The organism is Ruegeria sp. HKCCE3926, assembly GCF_017872515.1.
Lineage (GTDB): Bacteria > Pseudomonadota > Alphaproteobacteria > Rhodobacterales > Rhodobacteraceae > Ruegeria.
In genome coordinates this window covers 124197-140648 of the sequence record NZ_JAEDOU010000002.1, presented here as the reverse complement: position 1 = coordinate 140648, position 16452 = coordinate 124197, and the positions used below count along the sequence as shown (strand labels likewise).

The following is a 16452-nucleotide window of genomic DNA, read 5'->3' as shown; positions in this document are numbered from 1 at the left end:
AGTTTTCAGATGGGCATGAGGTGTGACAATACTGAAACTTTATCAATGGCTTATGGATCGAAACCCGTCAGATTCGACGAACTTTCGCACATTCGGGGCGGATTTGCCCTGTTTGCATGCTTTCCCCGTGTGTTCCGATCGCTGTGCGTGTGTCTGTTGATCAGCTCTTGCACCCTCGGGTCAGGTCTTCACCCGGCTCATCTGCGGGTCGTAAAGCGGTTGCAGCGTCACTTCGCAAGGAACCCTCTGAGTGGCGACATCCAATTCATATGTCCCTGATGTGACGTATTGTGCGTCGACACCGTTGGCGTTTCGGATGTAACCGTAGCCGATCGACTTTCCGACGGTGTAACCATAGCCGCCCGAAGTCAGCCATCCGACCCTTTCGCCATTCCGATAGATCGTTTCACGCCCCAAGAGTACAACCTCGGGGTCAACCGTGAAACATGCCAGCATCTTCTTTACGCCGCCGGTTTTTTGCGCCTCAGATGCGGCGCGCCCTTTGAAATCAATATTTTTCCGGAGTTTCACGGCCCAGCCCAAGCCGCTTTCGAACGGCGTATGATCTGGCCCGATATCCGAGCCCCAGGCGCGATAGCCTTTTTCAAGACGCAGCGATTCAATCGCCCTGTAGCCCGCATTGATCAAACCATGCGGGCGCCCTGCCTCCGTCAAGGCGTCATACACGGTCTGTGCATATTCCACCGGCAGGTGCAGTTCCCAGCCCAGCTCACCCACATAAGTCACGCGCAGCGCCTTGACCGGGCACCCCGCGATCCCGATGGTGCGGATCGTGCCAAACTTGAATCCGCTGTTCGAGACGTCATCGCGCGTCACCGTCGCCAGAATCTCACGCGATTTTGGCCCCATCAATGACAGAACCGCATTCGATGAGGTGATATCGAACAGCTGGCAATTCATGCCCTCGGAAATGCTGCGGTTGATCCAGTCGAAGTCATGCGTGGCATAGCCGGTGCCGGTGACAATATAGAACTCATCATGGGCTACGCGCCCAACAGTCAGGTCACACTCGATCCCGCCCTTGTCGTTCAGCATTTGGGTATAGACAAGCGCACCAACCGGCTTGTCCACATCATTGGCACAGATCCAGTTCATCGCCGCCAAAGCATCCGGGCCCTTGAGGGCGAATTTGGCGAAAGAGGTCTGATCGAACAACACAGCCGCTTCGCGTGCCGCTTTATGTTCGCGCCCGACAGCATCGAACCAATTCTGGCAGCCAAAGCTGTATTCATCCTTGGGCACCTCGCCCTTTGACGCGTCCGCGTACCAGTTGGGGCGTTCCCAGCCCAGTTTCTCGCCAAAACACGCGCCCTGCTTTTTCAGCGTGTCATAAAGCGGCGACTTTCGGCAGGGGCGGCCCGAGTCATGTTCCTCATGCGGCCAACCCATCGTGTAGTGTTTGCCATATGCCTCGACGGTACGTGTGCGAACCCAGTCGGTGTCGAAATGCGGGCGGCCAAAGCGGCGGATATCGGCAGACCACAAATCGAAGGGCGGCTCACCCTTGTGCACCCATTCCGCCAGCGCCATGCCCGCACCACCGCCAGCCGCGATGCCAAAGGCATTGAAGCCCGCACCGACGAAAAAATTCCTCAACTCGGGCGCTTCGCCGATGATGAAATTGCCGTCGGGCGTGAAGCTTTCCGGCCCGTTGGTCAGCGTCTTGACGCCAGCGTTCTCCAACGCGGGCACGCGCCCCAGCGCAAGTTCCATCAGCTGTTCGAAATGATCGAAGTTGCTGTCGAGAAGGGTATAGTGGAAACCTTGCGGAATACCCTTGGTGGCCCAGGGGATCGGGTTCGGCTCATAGCCGCCCATGACCAGACCTCCGACTTCTTCCTTGTAGTAAGTCAGCCGGTCGGGATCGCGCAAAGTGGGCAGATTGCCGGGCACGTCGAAAGGTTCTGTCACCATGTACTGGTGCTCCATCGGAACCAAAGGAACGTTGACGCCAAAGCGGCTGGCAAAGGTGCGGGACCATTGCCCGGCGCAGCAGATCACTTTTTCACACTCGATCCGACCGTGTTCGGTGATTACCGCACGAATTTTGCCATCTTCGATCTCGATATCGGTGACTTTGGTATCTTCGAATATCTTCGCCCCGGCCATGCGGGCGCCCTTGGCCAATGCCTGCGTGATATCTGACGGGTTCGCCTGACCGTCTGTCGGCAGGTAAGCCGCGCCGATCACGTCAGAGACATCCATCAAGGGCCACAGCTCCTGCGCCTCGGATGGGGTCAGAAGCTGCATGTCCAGACCAAAGGAATGCGCCGTAGTGGCCTGGCGTTTCACCTCGGTCCAGCGCTCTTCGTTGCAGGCCAGACGCAAGCCGCCGTTCATCTTCCAGCCAGTGCCAAGCCCTGTTTCCTCTTCGATCTTGTTGTACAGATCGACGGAATAGCCCAGCAATTGCGTGATATTGGCGTTCGAACGCAACTGTCCCACCAGCCCTGCGGCGTGGAAGGTGGTGCCCGAGGTCAGTTTCCTGCGCTCCAGCAGCACCGTGTCGGTCCAGCCCAGCTTGGCCAGGTGATAGGCGGTCGAGCAGCCGATGATCCCGCCACCGATAATGACGGCTTTGGCTGTATTCGGAAGGTCGGTCATGTCTGTCCTCAGGTGTTTTTGAAATCGGTTAGGGCTGCGCGGAACCGCGCCAGGTTTTCGGCCGTATAGGCTGCGTAGTCGAATTCGATATCCGAGGTGATCTCGGACACCATGCTCCACATGGTTTCCCGCAGCAGCGAGGCGCATTTCATCGCCGCATAGCGGTGGCGCAGATCGTCGGCGACCGGGGCTTCAAAATAGCTCTCCAACACCCAGTCTTCCTGTTCAGGCGACAGGCCATTGTTCGACGCCAGCCCGCCCAGATCGAACAGCGGAGAATTGAACCCGGCATAGTCGAAATCGATCAGCCAAAGGCGGTTGCCGTCGTTCAGAAAGTTGCCACAGAGCAGATCGTTATGGCCAAACACCATGTCATACGGGCCGGCCTCGCGTTCCAACGTAGCGCCTGCATCGATCAGGTCAGGGATCAGCGTTGTATGGACACTGCCGCGTTCAGTGAGTGTCGCGGCATAGTCGCGGATGACGTGGAACACCCAGAACACCAGCGATGGACCGCGCAGGTGCTTCGGTACCTCGGCATGGCACGCCTTAACCAATTCCAGCACGCGCGGCAGCATATCCGGGTTGCGGACATCTTCCTCGGTCAGTGTACGGCTTTCGATGAACTCTAGCACCGTCAGATCGCCTGACGAGTGTACAACCGCTGGCGACAAACCCGCCGCATGGGCGGCTTTGCTGGCGGCCAGCTCATTGAACCGCATCACCTGATGCAGGGGGATGTCGTCGCCTACACGCACCACATAAGACCCGCTGCCATCCGTGACCTTGTAGTTCACATTGGTTATGCCACCGGTCAACGGAGCGGCCTCGATCTCTCCCTGCCAGATCGGCAGAGCGCGGATGCGGGTCATCAGGTCGGGATGGCTCATATCAACTCTCCAGTCCAAAGCGGATGCGGGCCTGACGGGCACTGGCATTGATCAACCGATCGGCGATGATGGCGATGAAGGCAATCGACAGGCCGGCCACCAGACCACGGCCGGTATCGGCCTTGGTCAGGGCGATATAGACCTCCTGCCCCAGATCGCGGGTGCCGACGAGGGCGGTGATCACCAGCATCGACAGCGCCAGCATGATCGTCTGATTGATGCCCAGCAGGATTTCAGGCAACGCCATCGGCAGGCGGATATGGCGCAGCAGTTGTCTGCGGGTGCAGCCCGAAACCAGACCCGCCTCGATCAGTTCCTCACTGACCGAGCGCACACCATGGGCGGCATAACGGACCGCCGGGGCCAGCGCATATAGAACGATGGCAATCAGGGCGGTGAAATCGCCAACCCGGAACAGCATGACGACAGGGATCAGGTAAACAAAGCTGGGCAGGGTTTGTAGCGTGTCGATCAGCAGGTTGATGGCCGTCCCAGCGCGTTTGTTCAGTGCCGCCAGAACACCCAGAGGCACCCCGATCAGCGTCGCCAGAGTGACAGATGCGCCGCACAGATAGACCGTCACCATCGCCTTGGACCACAGGCCCGACACAAGGATCAGAGAGGCCATTCCTCCGCACAACAGTGCCAGACGCCAGCCGCCCGCGTGCCAGCCCAACAGGGTCAGCGTTGCAATGGCCCATGGCCACGGGATGCCCAGCAGAACCGTTTTGATCGGGATCATGAACCAGGTCAGGAAGAAAACCTTGATGGCCTCGAACGTGTCGAAATAGTTGACGTTCAGGTATTCGACCGTGTTGTCCCAGAACGCGCCGGTGGTGATGGTCTGATTTTCAGGATATTCCAGCAACAGAGGCGAGAACTGTCCCAGCACCCAGGTCAGCAGCATCAGGACCACAACCAGAACCGTCCGGCGATGACGTGCGATCCACGAGCCGGGGACCTCATGATGCACCTGCCCCATCCGTTCGGCAAAGGCCTGGCTCAGACGGTCGACGGCGATGGCCAGTACCACGATGGCGATGCCAGCTTCGAACCCTGCCCCAATGTCCAGACGGCGCAGCGCGGCGAGGACGTCAAAGCCCAGCCCCCCAGCCCCGATCATCGAGGCGATGATGACCATGTTCAGAGTCAGCATGATCACCTGATTGACGCCCACCATCAGGCTGTGGCTGGCCGAAGGCACCAGCACGCGCCACATCAACTGCCGCCGGGTCGTGCCCGCCATGCGTCCGAAATCCAGAATCTCAGGATCCACACCTTTCAGCGCCAGCGTTGTGATCCGCACCATCGGCGGGGTCGCATAGATGATCGTCGCAACCAAGGCAGAGATCGGGCCAAAGCCAAACATGAACAGGATCGGCACCAGATAGGCAAAGATCGGGATCGTCTGCATCAGGTCCAGGATTGGTGAGATGATCTTTTCAAAAAGCGGATGGCGATAGGCGAGAATGCCCAACAGCAACCCTCCGCCCGCGCCAATCGGCACCGCGATCAGGACCGAGGCCAGCGTCACCATGGCGCTGTCCCATTGTCCGAAAACTGCAAGATAGACGAAGCAGGCCCCGACCAGAGCGGCCAATCCCCAGTCACGGCAGTATTGCCCCAAGGCGACAACGGCGGTGATGACCACGATCCAGCTGATCGCAGGCAGGATGACCTGCGCGTCATTTCCCTGACCGCTGACAAAGCCGTCGGCCAGCAGAGCCAATACCAGATTATAGGGCTGCTCGATCAACCACGCGATGGCGCGGGTGACATCGGTGAAGGACACTGGCCCGATGGCGGCATCCTCGATCAGCCATGTCATCGCCGAGGAAATGTAGGTTTTGAACGGGATCACCCAGGCCGAAGGGAACTTGGTCAACCAGCGCGCATCCAGCGCCTTGCTCAAATCACGACCGAAATAGCCAAGCACGATGGTGACCAGAACAAGCAGCAGAATGGCCATCTGGCTGCGGGTCAGGCGGATCATGCCATGTCTCCGCCGCCGAACAGCACATGCGCAACGGCCTTGCGGTCAATCGCTCCGACGGGCTGGCCCTCTGCATCCACGACGGGGATCGGCGCATCTGCCGCGATAATCCGTTCCGCCACGTCCGAGATGCGCGTGGATTGAGAGATCGGATCGCCCTCGCCCACAGCGCCGCAGGTCATGACACCGCCGACGGTCAGGACCTTTGAACGGGGAATATGTTTCGTGAATTCAGCCACATAGTCGGTGGCCGGGTGCATCACCAGCTCTTCCGGCGTGGCGATCTGGATCACCTCTCCGTCCTTCATGATGGCGATGCGGTCGGCCAGGCGAACGGCCTCTTCGAAATCATGGGTGATGAAAACGATGGTCTTGTGTAACCGCTCCTGCAACCGCAGGAATTCATCCTGCATCTCGCGCCGGATCAGCGGATCGAGGGCCGAGAACGGCTCGTCCAGAAACCATAGATCAGGCTCGGTCACCAAGGAACGGGCAATGCCGACGCGCTGTTGCTGGCCGCCGGACAGCTCACGCGGGTAATAATCCTCGCGCCCCTTCAAACCGACCAGTTCCACCACCTCGCGGGCCTTGGCCTCGGCTTCGGGTCTGGGCGTGGCCTGAATCGTCAACGGAAACATCACATTCTGCAAAACGGTCAGATGCGGCAGCAACGCGAAATGCTGGAACACCATGCCCATCTTATGACGCCGGATTTCGATCAGCTCATTCTCGCTGGCGCGCAAGAGGTCAGCATCGTCGAACAGAACTTCTCCGGCGGTTGGTTCGATCAACCGGGACAAGCACCGTACCAGAGTGGATTTGCCGGACCCCGACAGGCCCATGATGACGAAAATCTCACCTTCCGAGATCTCGATATTGGCGTTGCGCACTGCGCCGATCACGCCTGCCTTGCGAATTTCTTCTGCCGTAGGTTCGGGGGTTGTCCGCAGCAACCGATCTGCGTTGGGGCCATAAAGCTTCCAGACGTTTCGGCACGACAGTTTGGTCTTGGGGGGCATCAGGGTGGTCCGGTTCGTTCGCGAAAAAGGCCAGAGCGGTCCGAGAGAGCGGCAGGCCCGCTCTGGCCAGTGGATTACTTCGAGATCCAGCCAGACCAGCGGTCTTTGTTGGTCTCCATCCACTCTGCAACAACGCTGTCGATTTCCACGCCGTCCAGATCGGCCTTGCCAACCATGGCGCTCATTTCATCATTGTTGATTTTGTAGGCTTCGATGATGTCATAAGCGCCCGGCCATTTTTCTTGCAGGCCAGACCAGGCTGCTTTCCAGATCGGGCCACGCGGCTTGCCGCAATCATAGGCCATGTTCGGGTTCACACCAACCGAAGGGTCGCTGTAACACTCTGGCGTAAATGGCGGAAACTCGACAAACTCGCCTTCGTATTTCGCCGGCGCCCAATGTGGGACATAGACCCACAGAACAATTGGATCCTGCCTTTGATAAGCGGATTCCAATTCTGCAAACAGGGCCGCGTCGGTGCCCGCATGGACGACTTCGAAATCCAGTTCAAGCGCTTCGACACGCTCGTCATCGAAGCCACCCCAGGTCACCGGGCCGCCGACATAACGCCCGTTCGGAGCAGTTTCCGCCGTCGCGAATTCCTCGGCGCAGTCTTTCAGTGCCTCCCAATTCGGCAATCCCGGGCACCGTTCCTTCATGTAGCTGGGATACCACCATTCTTCGATCGCCATCAGGCCGGTTTCGCCGACATTGACAACCTTGCCGGTGCCGGTTGCCTCGTCCAGCGCTTCGCGCCCGGTGGTTTCCCAGATTTCCATTGCCAGATGCAAGTCACCCGTTTTCAGACCGGCGAACTGAGCAATGTAATCCGCCTGAACATATTCAACGTTGTACCCGGCTTCTTCCAGGATCGAACCCATGATCTTGGTATTGATCAACTGCCCCGACCAGTCGTGCAGCGTCAGTTTGATTGGGTCCGTGGACTCAACAGCCCCAGCAGTTGTTGCGGCTCCGGCGGCCATGAGGGCCAGCGCGGAAATTCCCATTTTACAATTCATAACACCTTCTCCCTGTCGTGATTTTTTTGATGAATCGGTGGTATTGAGTATAGACGACCACATCGTGGGGTTTTGTGTCAATAAAAACCACGTAAAGCCACAGAAATTCCTGCTCGAGGCAAGTTTCAACGGCTTCTCTTTGGTAGAACGTTGCTTTATGTGGGTATTGTGGTATGACTTAACGTCCCTTATGACGATGCCATCAGAGCGCGAAACATGAACCTGCCGACCACAAACCAACGAGAAGAAGAAATCCTGCGCGCCCTTTTTCGCGCGGGCGGTTCGTGCCGCGTAAGTGTTCTGGCGAATGAACTTGGGGTCAGCCTGGAAACCATTCGGCGAAACGTCCGCAATCTGGAAGAGCGCGGCATCGTGCGCAAGGTCCATGGCGGGGTTCATCTTCTCGAAGACATTCTGGAACCGTCGCTGCAAAGCCGCCTGGACAAGAAGGTTGACGCGAAAGAGAAGCTGGCGAAGGCGGTTGCCGAGGTCATCAGTGACGGAGACTCCGTTTTCCTCGATATCGGCTCTACTACCGCTTATTTGGCGCAGGCACTTTGCAACCACAGTGACCTCTTTGTCGTGACGAACTCGGTTTTTGTTGCTCAGGCATTGGCTTCACGAAACAACAACCGGGTCTTCATGGCTGGTGGCGAGCTGCGGTCGCACGATGGGGGCGCATTTGGTATTGAAGCTCAGGACCTGATCAAACGTTTGAACGTCCGTTTCGCCGTTCTTTCAGTCGGGGCGGTCAATGCGGACCCGGGCTTTATGCTGCACGACCTGCAAGAAGCAAACCTGGCCCGCGTCGCCATTCGAAACGCACAGGTCCGCATTGTCGTGGCCGATGGCGAAAAGCTGGGAAAGCGCGCGCCGGTCACATTGGAACCTGCCGACAAGATCAATCTGTTCTTTACCGATGTGAACCCGCCCGAGGACATCTGCCAGATGCTGTCGGCAAATGAAATCGACCTTGTCGTCGCCGAATAAGCGCCTAACGCTTTTCGGCAATGACCCAAACCGGGTGGTAAGTCAGAGGAACCCTGCCGTCTTCTCCGAACTTTTGCACGTAGTCAGCTTCGAACCGGGCCAAGGTGGACCGGGTCCATGCACCCTGAGCCCGGCCATTTACCCCTGTACTGCGTAAATGTTTTAGCACATCTCTGGGTGTGTCAAAATAGGATGGCCGAACACTTTGGCCTACCGTCAGAATCTTGAACGGCCCATCTATGGCGGTTGCAAGGGCGTCAGGCAGGCATAGGCCCGGTGCACGGGCTGTCGATCCGATTTGCGCAAGCTCTTGATATTGCAATGGACCAAACCCGGAAATCGCCAGCCACCCTCCGGGTTCAAGCGCCTCGGCAACCTGTTGCAGCAAACCGGCCGGATCCTCCATCCATTGGATCATCGAGGCCGATGCGACCAAATCCAGCTTTGCGGGCCATTCGACCAGGCGGACGTCTCCGTCAACGAAAGCCGCATTTTCCGCATCTGCCGTCGCCCGAGCCTGCGGCGCGATATCGTTCAGGTGAAGATCGGGAAGATCAAAGTTCTGCCGCAGCAACCGGGTCAGATGGCCAGTGCCGCATCCCAGCTCGAACGCCACATCAAACCGGTTCGGCGCGCCAACCCGGCGCATCTCGGAAACCAGCTTGCGGGCAACCCAGGCCTGCTGGCTGGCTGTATCGTTGTAAGTCTGGAAGCTTCGGCTGAAGCTTCGCTGCACCTTGTCTGCCAATTGCGCGGTCATGACATCCACTCCGCCCAGCTTTGCCCCGGTTGGAAAGGTACATGCGGAGCAGCGACGCCCTTGACCACATCCGGGGTCGCGGCCCAGGCTATCCTTTGAGCATTGGACGGAATGATCCGGTCCCGCTCTGATATCCAAACCCGATCAAAGCCGGGATCAGGCGCCGAGCCGCGTTCGATTACCGCGTGAAGTTCCTTTCTTGCCTGCTCGATGTCCAGTTCAGGTATGTCAGCAGACAGTCCGGCGCGTCGGCAAAACTTGACGAAACTTGCCGAAGACAGCTGATCCGCCGTGGCCCGGACAATATCGGGCGCGATGCCCCGGCCTGCGCAGGCAGGATGCAACGTACCGCTGACGGCAACCAGCCGGTCAGGGCGAAACCCTGTGCTGGCCAACCAATGGGCCGCGGATGCGACGCCGAAAGAGAACGCAAGCATTTCGACTCGGTCATACCCGGCCAGATCGGGCAAGGGATCATCGAGCCGGGTATAGTCATCCACCAGCAGAACAGATCCGCCTCCGGTCAGCCCGCGGAACGGGGCAGAACCCAGCGCCCACCCCCCGAAGACCAGTGTCAGCTTGCTGTCATCCGATTGCGCCAGCCACTGGTGTCTCATTGCTTCCCCCCGGCCAAAGCGACCATCGCGCTGGTGATCCGGCCGAGCTCATCAGGTGAAACAATGTAAGGCGGCATACAATAGATGTTGCGCGCAAAGGGGCGCAGCCACACTCCGGTTTCAGGGGCCAGCCGATGAGCGACCGAAGGATCAACCGTTTCCTTCATTTCAATAACGCCAATGGCGCCAAGAACCCTGACATCTGCAACGCCCGGCAAACTGCGCGCTGGCTCCAGTTCGGTCCGCATCTGGCGTTCGATATCAGCCACCTGGCGTTGCCAGTTCCCCTCGGCCAGAAGTCTGAGGCTGGCCGAACCTGCGGAACAGGCCAGAGGGTTGGCCATATAGGTCGGGCCGTGCATGAACACTCCGGCCTCACTGTTGCCAATGCCATACGCCACCTGCCTGCTGGTCACGGTAGCAGCAAACGATATATGCCCCCCGGTCAATGCCTTACCCAGACAAATAATATCCGGGGTTATGCCCGCATGATCGGCGGCGAACAGCTTGCCGGTTCGGCCAAATCCGGTTGCGATCTCGTCAAAAATGATCAGCACGTCATGGGCATCGCACATGGCGCGTGCCGCGCGCAGCCATTTGGGATGATAGAAATACATGCCCCCGGCGCCTTGAACCACGGGTTCAAGGATCAGGGCCGCGAGGTGATCGCCCTTTTCGGCCAACAGTCGTTCCAGCGCCTCCAATCCGTTCAACGCGCTATCTTCGGGCCAGTCATCCCCCAACCGAACCTGGGGACGCGGCAGGAAGTGCTGGATCGACAAAGCCCCCCGGAACAGCCCGTGCATACCCGTCACAGGGTCACAGACGCTCATCGCTTTCCACGTGTCACCGTGATAGCCGCCCCGAATTGTCGCAAATTCGAATTTGCGGGTGCGGCCATGGGCCATTTGATACTGCACCGCCATCTTCATCGACACTTCGACCGAAACAGACCCACTGTCGCAATAGAAAATGCGGTCCAGCCCTTCGGGCAACATGTCGACCATCCTGCGCCCCAGATCAATGGCCGGATGGTGCGTCAGCCCTCCGAACATCACATGAGGCATCTTGTCCAGCTGGGACTGCATGGCGGACGTAATTTCGGGATGCTTGTGGCCGTGGATGGCGCACCACCATGACGACATGGCGTCTATCATCTTTGCGCCGTCCTCCCGATAGAGATACACGCCCTCGGCCCGGTCGATGAGATGCATCGCGCCGGGATCGGCCACGTTGGTATAGGGATGCCAAAGGTGGTTGGCGTCAAACTCCAGCGGGGTCACAGAAACCTCCGTATGGTCGCCACGTCTATGGACGAGAAGGCATCTGACAAGCTTTGCTGCGTCAGGTCTCCAAGATAAGGCAGGCGTCCGAGGTGTCGCACCTTGCTCATTTCGACGATGGTTTGTTCCACGTCGGGCTCCGGATCTCCGACAAAGGCAACGCCGACCACTTCGCACCCAGCGCCTCGGAGTGCCATCAGGGACAACGTAGTATGGTTGATCGTTCCCAACGCCGTGCGCGCGACCAGAACGACCGGGGCCTGCCATTGGGCAATCAGATCCAGATAGTAGGATTTGCGGTTCAGAGGCACCATCAGCCCCCCTGCCCCTTCCACAACCAGCGGCCCCTCAACCTGCGGCAGCGCTAGCCGGGACAGATCGATCTCTATACCCATATCTTCGGCAGAAAGATGGGGTGAGGCGGGCATGTTCAGGCGATACGCCTCGGGCAACACGCCCACGCCGGACAAGGTGCAGACGGTTTCCGTGTCCGTTGCATCCTCGAGCCCCGATTGAACCGGCTTCCAGTAAGTGGCGTTCAGGGCCGCCGTCAGGCCAGCCGAAAAAACTGTTTTTCCGACGCCCGTGTCGGTTCCGACAATGACCAGAGCGCTCATGCGGCCTCCGACTGATGGCTGGAGATGGTTGCAAACAGGGCCGAAATGTCCTCAGGACTGACATTCCCGGTGATCGAGACGCGTAGACGGGATGTGCCTTTCGGAACGGTTGGCGGGCGAATGCCGCGAATGTCAAACCCCTGATGTTGCAAAGCCTGTGCCATCGCCATCGTGCGGGCCTCGTCCCCAAGAACGACGGGAATGATCTGGCTGTTCAAGGCCGCGTTAGGCAACCCAGTTTCACGGGCTGCATCATGTGCATGGCGCAGACGTTTGAGTGCAGCAGTGACCAAATCGTCATTCCCGGCCAGTTCACGCAGGACGGCCCGTACCAGCGCAGCATTCAGAGGGGACGGCGCCGTTGCAAAGATAAAGGGCCGTGCGCGGTTGATGAGGGTATCGATCATCGCCCGCGGGCCACAGATCAGCCCGCCGGAAACTCCAAGCCCCTTGCCGCAGGTGTGCAGGGTCAAAAGGTCAGCGTTCAGATCATGCGCCAGACCTTTGCCATTTGCCCCGAAAACGCCGGTTGCGTGCGCCTCATCCACGATCAGAACAGCTTGGGCTTCACGCGCCAGACATGACAAATCTTCCAGCGGAGCCAGATCGCCCTCCATGGAATAGACGCTTTCAACGGCAATCCATACCTGACCCTGCCCACCAGCGGATCGCCATTCGGTCAGAACGTTGCGCGCATCCGCGACGTCGTTGTGACGGAAAGCGCGCAGATCCGCTCGGCTGGCGCGCATCCCCTCATGGGCGCTGGCGTGAACCAGTTCGTCATACAAAACCAGATCCCCGGCAGCCGGCAGGGTGGAAAAGATTGCCTGATTGGCCTGAAACCCCCCGCCCATGAACAATGCGGCCTCGGCCCCAAAGAACGCAGTTGCTTCGTGTTCCAGCGCCTCATGCTCGGGGTGATTTCCCCGCAGCAGCCGCGAGCCACCCGAGCCCACGGGCACGCCGCGCGCCAGCGCGGCCTGTGCGGCCTCTTGCAACAGGCTTGACCCGGCCAAGCCCAAATAGTCGTTGGACGCAAAATCCAGCCCGCGCGCCGGGATCAAAACCCGGCGGCGGTGCCGGGCTTCCAGCGCACCCAGCATGGATTCCAGTCGTTCGACTGCTTTCATTCGGCGGCTTCCGTGCGTTTATGGTCTTCAGCCGTTTCGGCCTGAAGGCCCAGTTTTGCAAACAGGATCGAGTCGGTGTCTTCTTCGGGGTTTTCCGCCGTCAAAAGAGTTTCACCGACAAAGATGGAATTTGCTCCGGCGAAGAAGCACATCGCCTGCATCTCGTCGCTCATGTCGCTGCGCCCGGCGGACAACCGAACATAGGCTTTGGGCATCAGGATGCGAGCGGTTGCGATGATCCGCACAAAGTCGATTGGATCAACCGGTTCCGCATCAGCCAGCGGGGTATCCGCCTGTGGCATCAGCATGTTGATCGGCACCGAATCCGGCGGCGGGGTCATGTTGGCCAAAGTCAGCAACATATCGATACGGTCGCCAGTGTGTTCACCCATCCCCAGAATACCACCCGAGCAGACCTTGATCCCGGCTTCTTGCACCCGGGTCATCGTGTCGATCCGGTCCGCGAAAGTACGGGTTGTGATCACTTCGGAATAATAGCGTTCGGACGTGTCGATATTGTGGTTGTAATAGTCCAACCCGGCATCGCGCAGCTGAACGACCTGGGTGTCATCCAGCATGCCCAGCGTCATGCAGGTTTCCATGCCCATCGCCTTGACGCCTTCCACCATGGCAACCAGGGCAGGCATATCGCGCGGCTTGGGCTCGCGCCAGGCGGCCCCCATGCAGAACCGGGTCGCGCCACCGTCGCGGGCCTTTTTGGCCTCGGCCAGTACACGCTGAACCTCGATCAGTTTCGATGCAGGCAGGGTGGATCCGTTGCGGGCCGATTGCGAGCAATAAGCGCAATCCTCGGCGCACCCGCCGGTTTTGATCGACAACAGCTTAGAGGTCTGGATCTTGTTCGGATCAAAGTTCTCGCGGTGCACGGTCTGTGCCCGGAACAGAAGGTCCATCAACGGGAGGTCATGAACAGCTTGCGCAGACTTTCGGGTCCAGCCGGAATGAGGGATGATCATTTTATCTATAAAACTTCCTGCAGCTTGCGTTGCCGAGGATTTATTATCGATAAAATCTGTAGGCGCAACCGTGTTGGCGCAAACGATCCCAAATCAAGCGGAAATGCCGCGCTTTTCAGAAATCAAGACCAAGATCAACGGTTCGGGCGGAATGCGTCAGCGCCCCGGACGAGATGTAATCGACCCCGGTCGCCGCAATTGATGCAACCCGGTCCAACGTCACATTACCGCTGGCTTCGGTCTTCATCCGCCCGTCCACCATGGCAACCGCTTCGCGCAGCATCTCGTCATCCATGTTGTCCAGCAATACGACGGACGCGCCGCCAACCTCGAGCACTTCCGCCAGCTGGTCCAGTCGATCGACTTCGATCTCGACGGCCATCATGTGGCTGGCTTGCGCTTTGGCGGCCTCAAGAACCTGACGCACACCCCCGGCAGCGGCAATGTGGTTGTCCTTGATCAGGATCGCGTCGGACAAAGAGTAGCGATGATTGAAACCGCCGCCATGCAGCACGGCCTGTTTTTCGACAATGCGAAGTCCGGGCGTGGTTTTGCGGGTACAGGTCATGCGGGCATTCGTGCCCTTTGTCTGCTGAACAAAGCTGGCAGTTTTTGTGGCAATACCGGTCAGACGACCGGCAAAATTCAGCGCGACCCGCTCACCCGAAAGGATCGAGGCGGCAGAACCTTTGATGGTCATCAGCGTGTCGCCGCGCCGACAGGGCTGGCCATCCTTGACATGCGCCTCAACCTCAAGCGTCGGGTCGACCAGCCGGAACGCAATCGTCGCCACCTGCATGCCCGAAACGACGGCATCCTCACGCGCATTCAGCCGGGCCGTATAGGTCGCGTTCGGCGGGATCACGGCGCGGGTGGTCACGTCACCGTATGCTCCCAGATCCTCCATCAACGCCGCGCGGATGACGGGTTCGAGGATCAGATCGGGCAGGGTCGCAAAACTCATGATATTTCCTTGCAGGCTTCGGCGCGAATGTGCAGCGCGTCGCTAAGATACATCCGGGATCGTTTGCCGGGGCCATCGGCAGTTTCCGGAAAGTCGGATCGCTCATGCGCGCCGCGGCTTTCTTCGCGCTGCAATGCCGCCGCGGCGATCAAGGTTGATGTGGCACACATGTTTCTGAAGGACGGGCATGTGCCATGCTGCTCTTCGAGCGTGGCAATCCTTCGCAATGCCCGGCATAACCCGGCGCGGTTCCGGACCACGCCAACATCGCGCGACATGGTCGTGCGCAACATACTGACCGCTTCAGACGTATCGGGGATGTCAGCTTGATCAAATTGAAGGGCCACAGGTTCCGACGCGGAAGTGTCCGGAATCGAACGCGCAATGTCCTCGGCACAGATGCGTGCAAACACCAACGCTTCGAGCAAACCGTTCGAGGCCAGCCGGTTGGCGCCGTGAAGGCCGGTCGAAGACGCCTCGCCGCACACCCACAACCGATCCAGCGTCGCGCGGCCATCAGTGCCTGTGGCAATCCCGCCCATGTGGTAATGCGCTGCCGGAGCAACCGGGATCGCGTCCCGGACCGGATCGATTCCGTTGCGCGCGCAATATGCGGCAACCGCCGGGAAAAGTTCGTTGATTTTCGCGCCCAAAGCCTTGCGGGTGTCCAGCATCGGGCAGTTGCCGGCCTGTACCTCGGCAAAAATCGCCCGGGCCACAACGTCGCGCGGGGCAAGCTCGGCATCAGGGTGAACGGCCTGCATGAAAAGCTCGCCGTACTTGTTTTTCAGTATTGCCCCTTCTCCGCGCAAGGCCTCGGTCGCCAGCGGGGCCGGGTCTTCACCCACGTCCATGGCCGTGGGGTGGAACTGCACGAATTCGGCATCGGCGATCAGCGCCCCCGCCCGTGCGGCCATTCCGATGACCTGCCCCCGGATGCGGGCCGGATTGGTCGTCAGGGCATAAAGCCCGCCAGAACCGCCACCCGCCAACAATACGGCAGGTGCGCGAAGCGTCACGGGCGCGGACCCGCTTTCCGAGGCATCCTGTAAAACCACGCCCGCCACGCGCCCTTCCGTCACTTCCAGCGCAACGGCAAGGACCCCCTCCAACACCTGCACCGACGGAGTTTCGCGCACTCGTTCGATCAGGGCGGCCATGATTTCACTGCCTGCCTGATCGCCCTTTACCCGCACGACGCGGGCAAAACTGTGCGCGGCTTCTCGGGACAGGACATACCCGCCACCCTCGGTGCGATCAAATGGTGTGCCCAAAGTGGTCAGGTCCAGAATATAGTCCCGCGCCTCTCGTGTCACCAAATCCGCAACGTCAGGTTCGACGGTGCCTGCCCCGGCATTGACGGTATCAACGGCGTGGCTTTCCGGGCTGTCGGCCAGGTCCATCGCCGCCGCCACGCCACCCTGCGCCCATGCCGAACTAGCACCTTCGCCCAAAGGTTCAGGCGAGATGATCACCACCGGTCGCGGCGCCAGTTTCAGCGCAGCATAAAGCGCGCCAATCCCGGCCCCGACAATAATGACGCGATCCGTGGTGATGTCGGTCATTGC

14 protein-coding genes are annotated in these 16452 nt (G+C 59.4%); 1 reads left to right on the top strand and 13 read right to left on the bottom strand.

Features of this window, described 5'->3' with window-relative positions; genetic code table 11:
* Positions 1 to 180 precede the first annotated feature (180 nt).
* The 5 genes from I9184_RS08870 to I9184_RS08850 all read right to left on the bottom strand — a co-directional run bounded on the left by I9184_RS08870 (position 181) and on the right by I9184_RS08850 (position 7546).
* Positions 181 to 2625 (bottom strand): FAD-dependent oxidoreductase, encoded by a 2445-nt coding sequence (locus I9184_RS08870; RefSeq protein ID WP_209833879.1) that lies wholly within the window; start codon positions 2623 to 2625, stop codon positions 181 to 183.
* Positions 2626 to 2633: 8 nt separating this feature from the next.
* Positions 2634 to 3515 carry a phosphotransferase gene (locus tag I9184_RS08865; protein ID WP_209833877.1) on the bottom strand — a complete coding sequence of 294 codons (882 nt, stop codon included), beginning with the start codon at positions 3513 to 3515 and terminating at the stop codon, positions 2634 to 2636.
* 1 nt (position 3516) lies between these two features.
* On the bottom strand, positions 3517 to 5508 hold the full coding sequence (locus I9184_RS08860) for an ABC transporter permease subunit (protein ID WP_209833876.1): 1992 nt from the start codon (positions 5506 to 5508) through the stop codon (positions 3517 to 3519).
* Positions 5505 to 6527 (bottom strand): betaine/proline/choline family ABC transporter ATP-binding protein, encoded by a 1023-nt coding sequence (locus I9184_RS08855; RefSeq protein WP_171723798.1) that lies wholly within the window; start codon positions 6525 to 6527, stop codon positions 5505 to 5507. Before I9184_RS08855 ends, I9184_RS08860 begins: the two co-directional genes overlap by 4 nt.
* 74 nt (positions 6528 to 6601) lie before the next feature.
* Entirely contained in the window at positions 6602 to 7546 is a 945-nt protein-coding gene (locus I9184_RS08850) for an ABC transporter substrate-binding protein (protein ID WP_171636168.1), read from the bottom strand.
* A 216-nt stretch (positions 7547 to 7762) separates the two neighbouring features.
* On the opposite strand from I9184_RS08850, the gene I9184_RS08845 reads away from it, so the two are divergent.
* Positions 7763 to 8536: a DeoR/GlpR family DNA-binding transcription regulator gene (locus I9184_RS08845; RefSeq protein ID WP_209833874.1), complete on the top strand. Its 774-nt coding sequence runs from the start codon at positions 7763 to 7765 to the stop codon at positions 8534 to 8536.
* A 4-nt stretch (positions 8537 to 8540) separates the two neighbouring features.
* On the opposite strand, the gene I9184_RS08840 is transcribed toward I9184_RS08845, so the two are convergent.
* The 8 genes from I9184_RS08840 to I9184_RS08805 all read right to left on the bottom strand — a co-directional run bounded on the left by I9184_RS08840 (position 8541) and on the right by I9184_RS08805 (position 16449).
* On the bottom strand, positions 8541 to 9296 hold the full coding sequence (locus I9184_RS08840; protein ID WP_171636172.1) for a methyltransferase: 756 nt from the start codon (positions 9294 to 9296) through the stop codon (positions 8541 to 8543).
* Entirely contained in the window at positions 9293 to 9913 is a 621-nt protein-coding gene (locus I9184_RS08835; protein WP_209833872.1) for a DUF452 family protein, read from the bottom strand. The genes I9184_RS08840 and I9184_RS08835 overlap by 4 nt, the downstream gene beginning before the upstream one ends.
* Positions 9910 to 11196: an adenosylmethionine--8-amino-7-oxononanoate transaminase gene (gene bioA / locus I9184_RS08830; protein WP_209833870.1), complete on the bottom strand. Its 1287-nt coding sequence runs from the start codon at positions 11194 to 11196 to the stop codon at positions 9910 to 9912. Before bioA ends, I9184_RS08835 begins: the two co-directional genes overlap by 4 nt.
* Positions 11193 to 11813: a dethiobiotin synthase gene (bioD, locus tag I9184_RS08825; RefSeq protein WP_171723802.1), complete on the bottom strand. Its 621-nt coding sequence runs from the start codon at positions 11811 to 11813 to the stop codon at positions 11193 to 11195. The genes bioA and bioD overlap by 4 nt, the downstream gene beginning before the upstream one ends.
* Positions 11810 to 12943, bottom strand: coding sequence for an 8-amino-7-oxononanoate synthase (locus I9184_RS08820; RefSeq protein WP_209833868.1), 1134 nt, complete (start codon positions 12941 to 12943; stop codon positions 11810 to 11812). The genes bioD and I9184_RS08820 overlap by 4 nt, the downstream gene beginning before the upstream one ends.
* Positions 12940 to 13920: a biotin synthase BioB gene (bioB, locus tag I9184_RS08815; RefSeq protein ID WP_171636182.1), complete on the bottom strand. Its 981-nt coding sequence runs from the start codon at positions 13918 to 13920 to the stop codon at positions 12940 to 12942. The genes I9184_RS08820 and bioB overlap by 4 nt, the downstream gene beginning before the upstream one ends.
* A gap of 115 nt (positions 13921 to 14035) precedes the next feature.
* Positions 14036 to 14884 (bottom strand): carboxylating nicotinate-nucleotide diphosphorylase, encoded by an 849-nt coding sequence (gene nadC, locus I9184_RS08810; RefSeq protein ID WP_171723804.1) that lies wholly within the window; start codon positions 14882 to 14884, stop codon positions 14036 to 14038.
* On the bottom strand, positions 14881 to 16449 hold the full coding sequence (locus tag I9184_RS08805) for an L-aspartate oxidase (RefSeq protein ID WP_209833866.1): 1569 nt from the start codon (positions 16447 to 16449) through the stop codon (positions 14881 to 14883). Before I9184_RS08805 ends, nadC begins: the two co-directional genes overlap by 4 nt.
* Between the last annotated feature and the right edge of the window lie 3 nt (positions 16450 to 16452).

Coding starts and splice junctions, on each gene's coding strand:
- nadC (WP_171723804.1), bottom strand. CDS start 14,884: ATGAGTTTTGCGACCCTGCCCGATCTGATCCTCGAACCCGTCATCCGC.
- I9184_RS08870 (WP_209833879.1), bottom strand. CDS start 2,625: ATGACCGACCTTCCGAATACAGCCAAAGCCGTCATTATCGGTGGCGGG.
- I9184_RS08840 (WP_171636172.1), bottom strand. CDS start 9,296: ATGACCGCGCAATTGGCAGACAAGGTGCAGCGAAGCTTCAGCCGAAGC.
- I9184_RS08805 (WP_209833866.1), bottom strand. CDS start 16,449: ATGACCGACATCACCACGGATCGCGTCATTATTGTCGGGGCCGGGATT.
- I9184_RS08820 (WP_209833868.1), bottom strand. CDS start 12,943: ATGAAAGCAGTCGAACGACTGGAATCCATGCTGGGTGCGCTGGAAGCC.
- I9184_RS08865 (WP_209833877.1), bottom strand. CDS start 3,515: ATGAGCCATCCCGACCTGATGACCCGCATCCGCGCTCTGCCGATCTGG.
- I9184_RS08860 (WP_209833876.1), bottom strand. CDS start 5,508: ATGATCCGCCTGACCCGCAGCCAGATGGCCATTCTGCTGCTTGTTCTG.
- bioD (WP_171723802.1), bottom strand. CDS start 11,813: ATGAGCGCTCTGGTCATTGTCGGAACCGACACGGGCGTCGGAAAAACA.
- bioB (WP_171636182.1), bottom strand. CDS start 13,920: ATGATCATCCCTCATTCCGGCTGGACCCGAAAGTCTGCGCAAGCTGTT.
- I9184_RS08850 (WP_171636168.1), bottom strand. CDS start 7,546: ATGAATTGTAAAATGGGAATTTCCGCGCTGGCCCTCATGGCCGCCGGA.
- I9184_RS08855 (WP_171723798.1), bottom strand. CDS start 6,527: ATGCCCCCCAAGACCAAACTGTCGTGCCGAAACGTCTGGAAGCTTTAT.
- I9184_RS08845 (WP_209833874.1), top strand. CDS start 7,763: ATGAACCTGCCGACCACAAACCAACGAGAAGAAGAAATCCTGCGCGCC.
- I9184_RS08835 (WP_209833872.1), bottom strand. CDS start 9,913: ATGAGACACCAGTGGCTGGCGCAATCGGATGACAGCAAGCTGACACTG.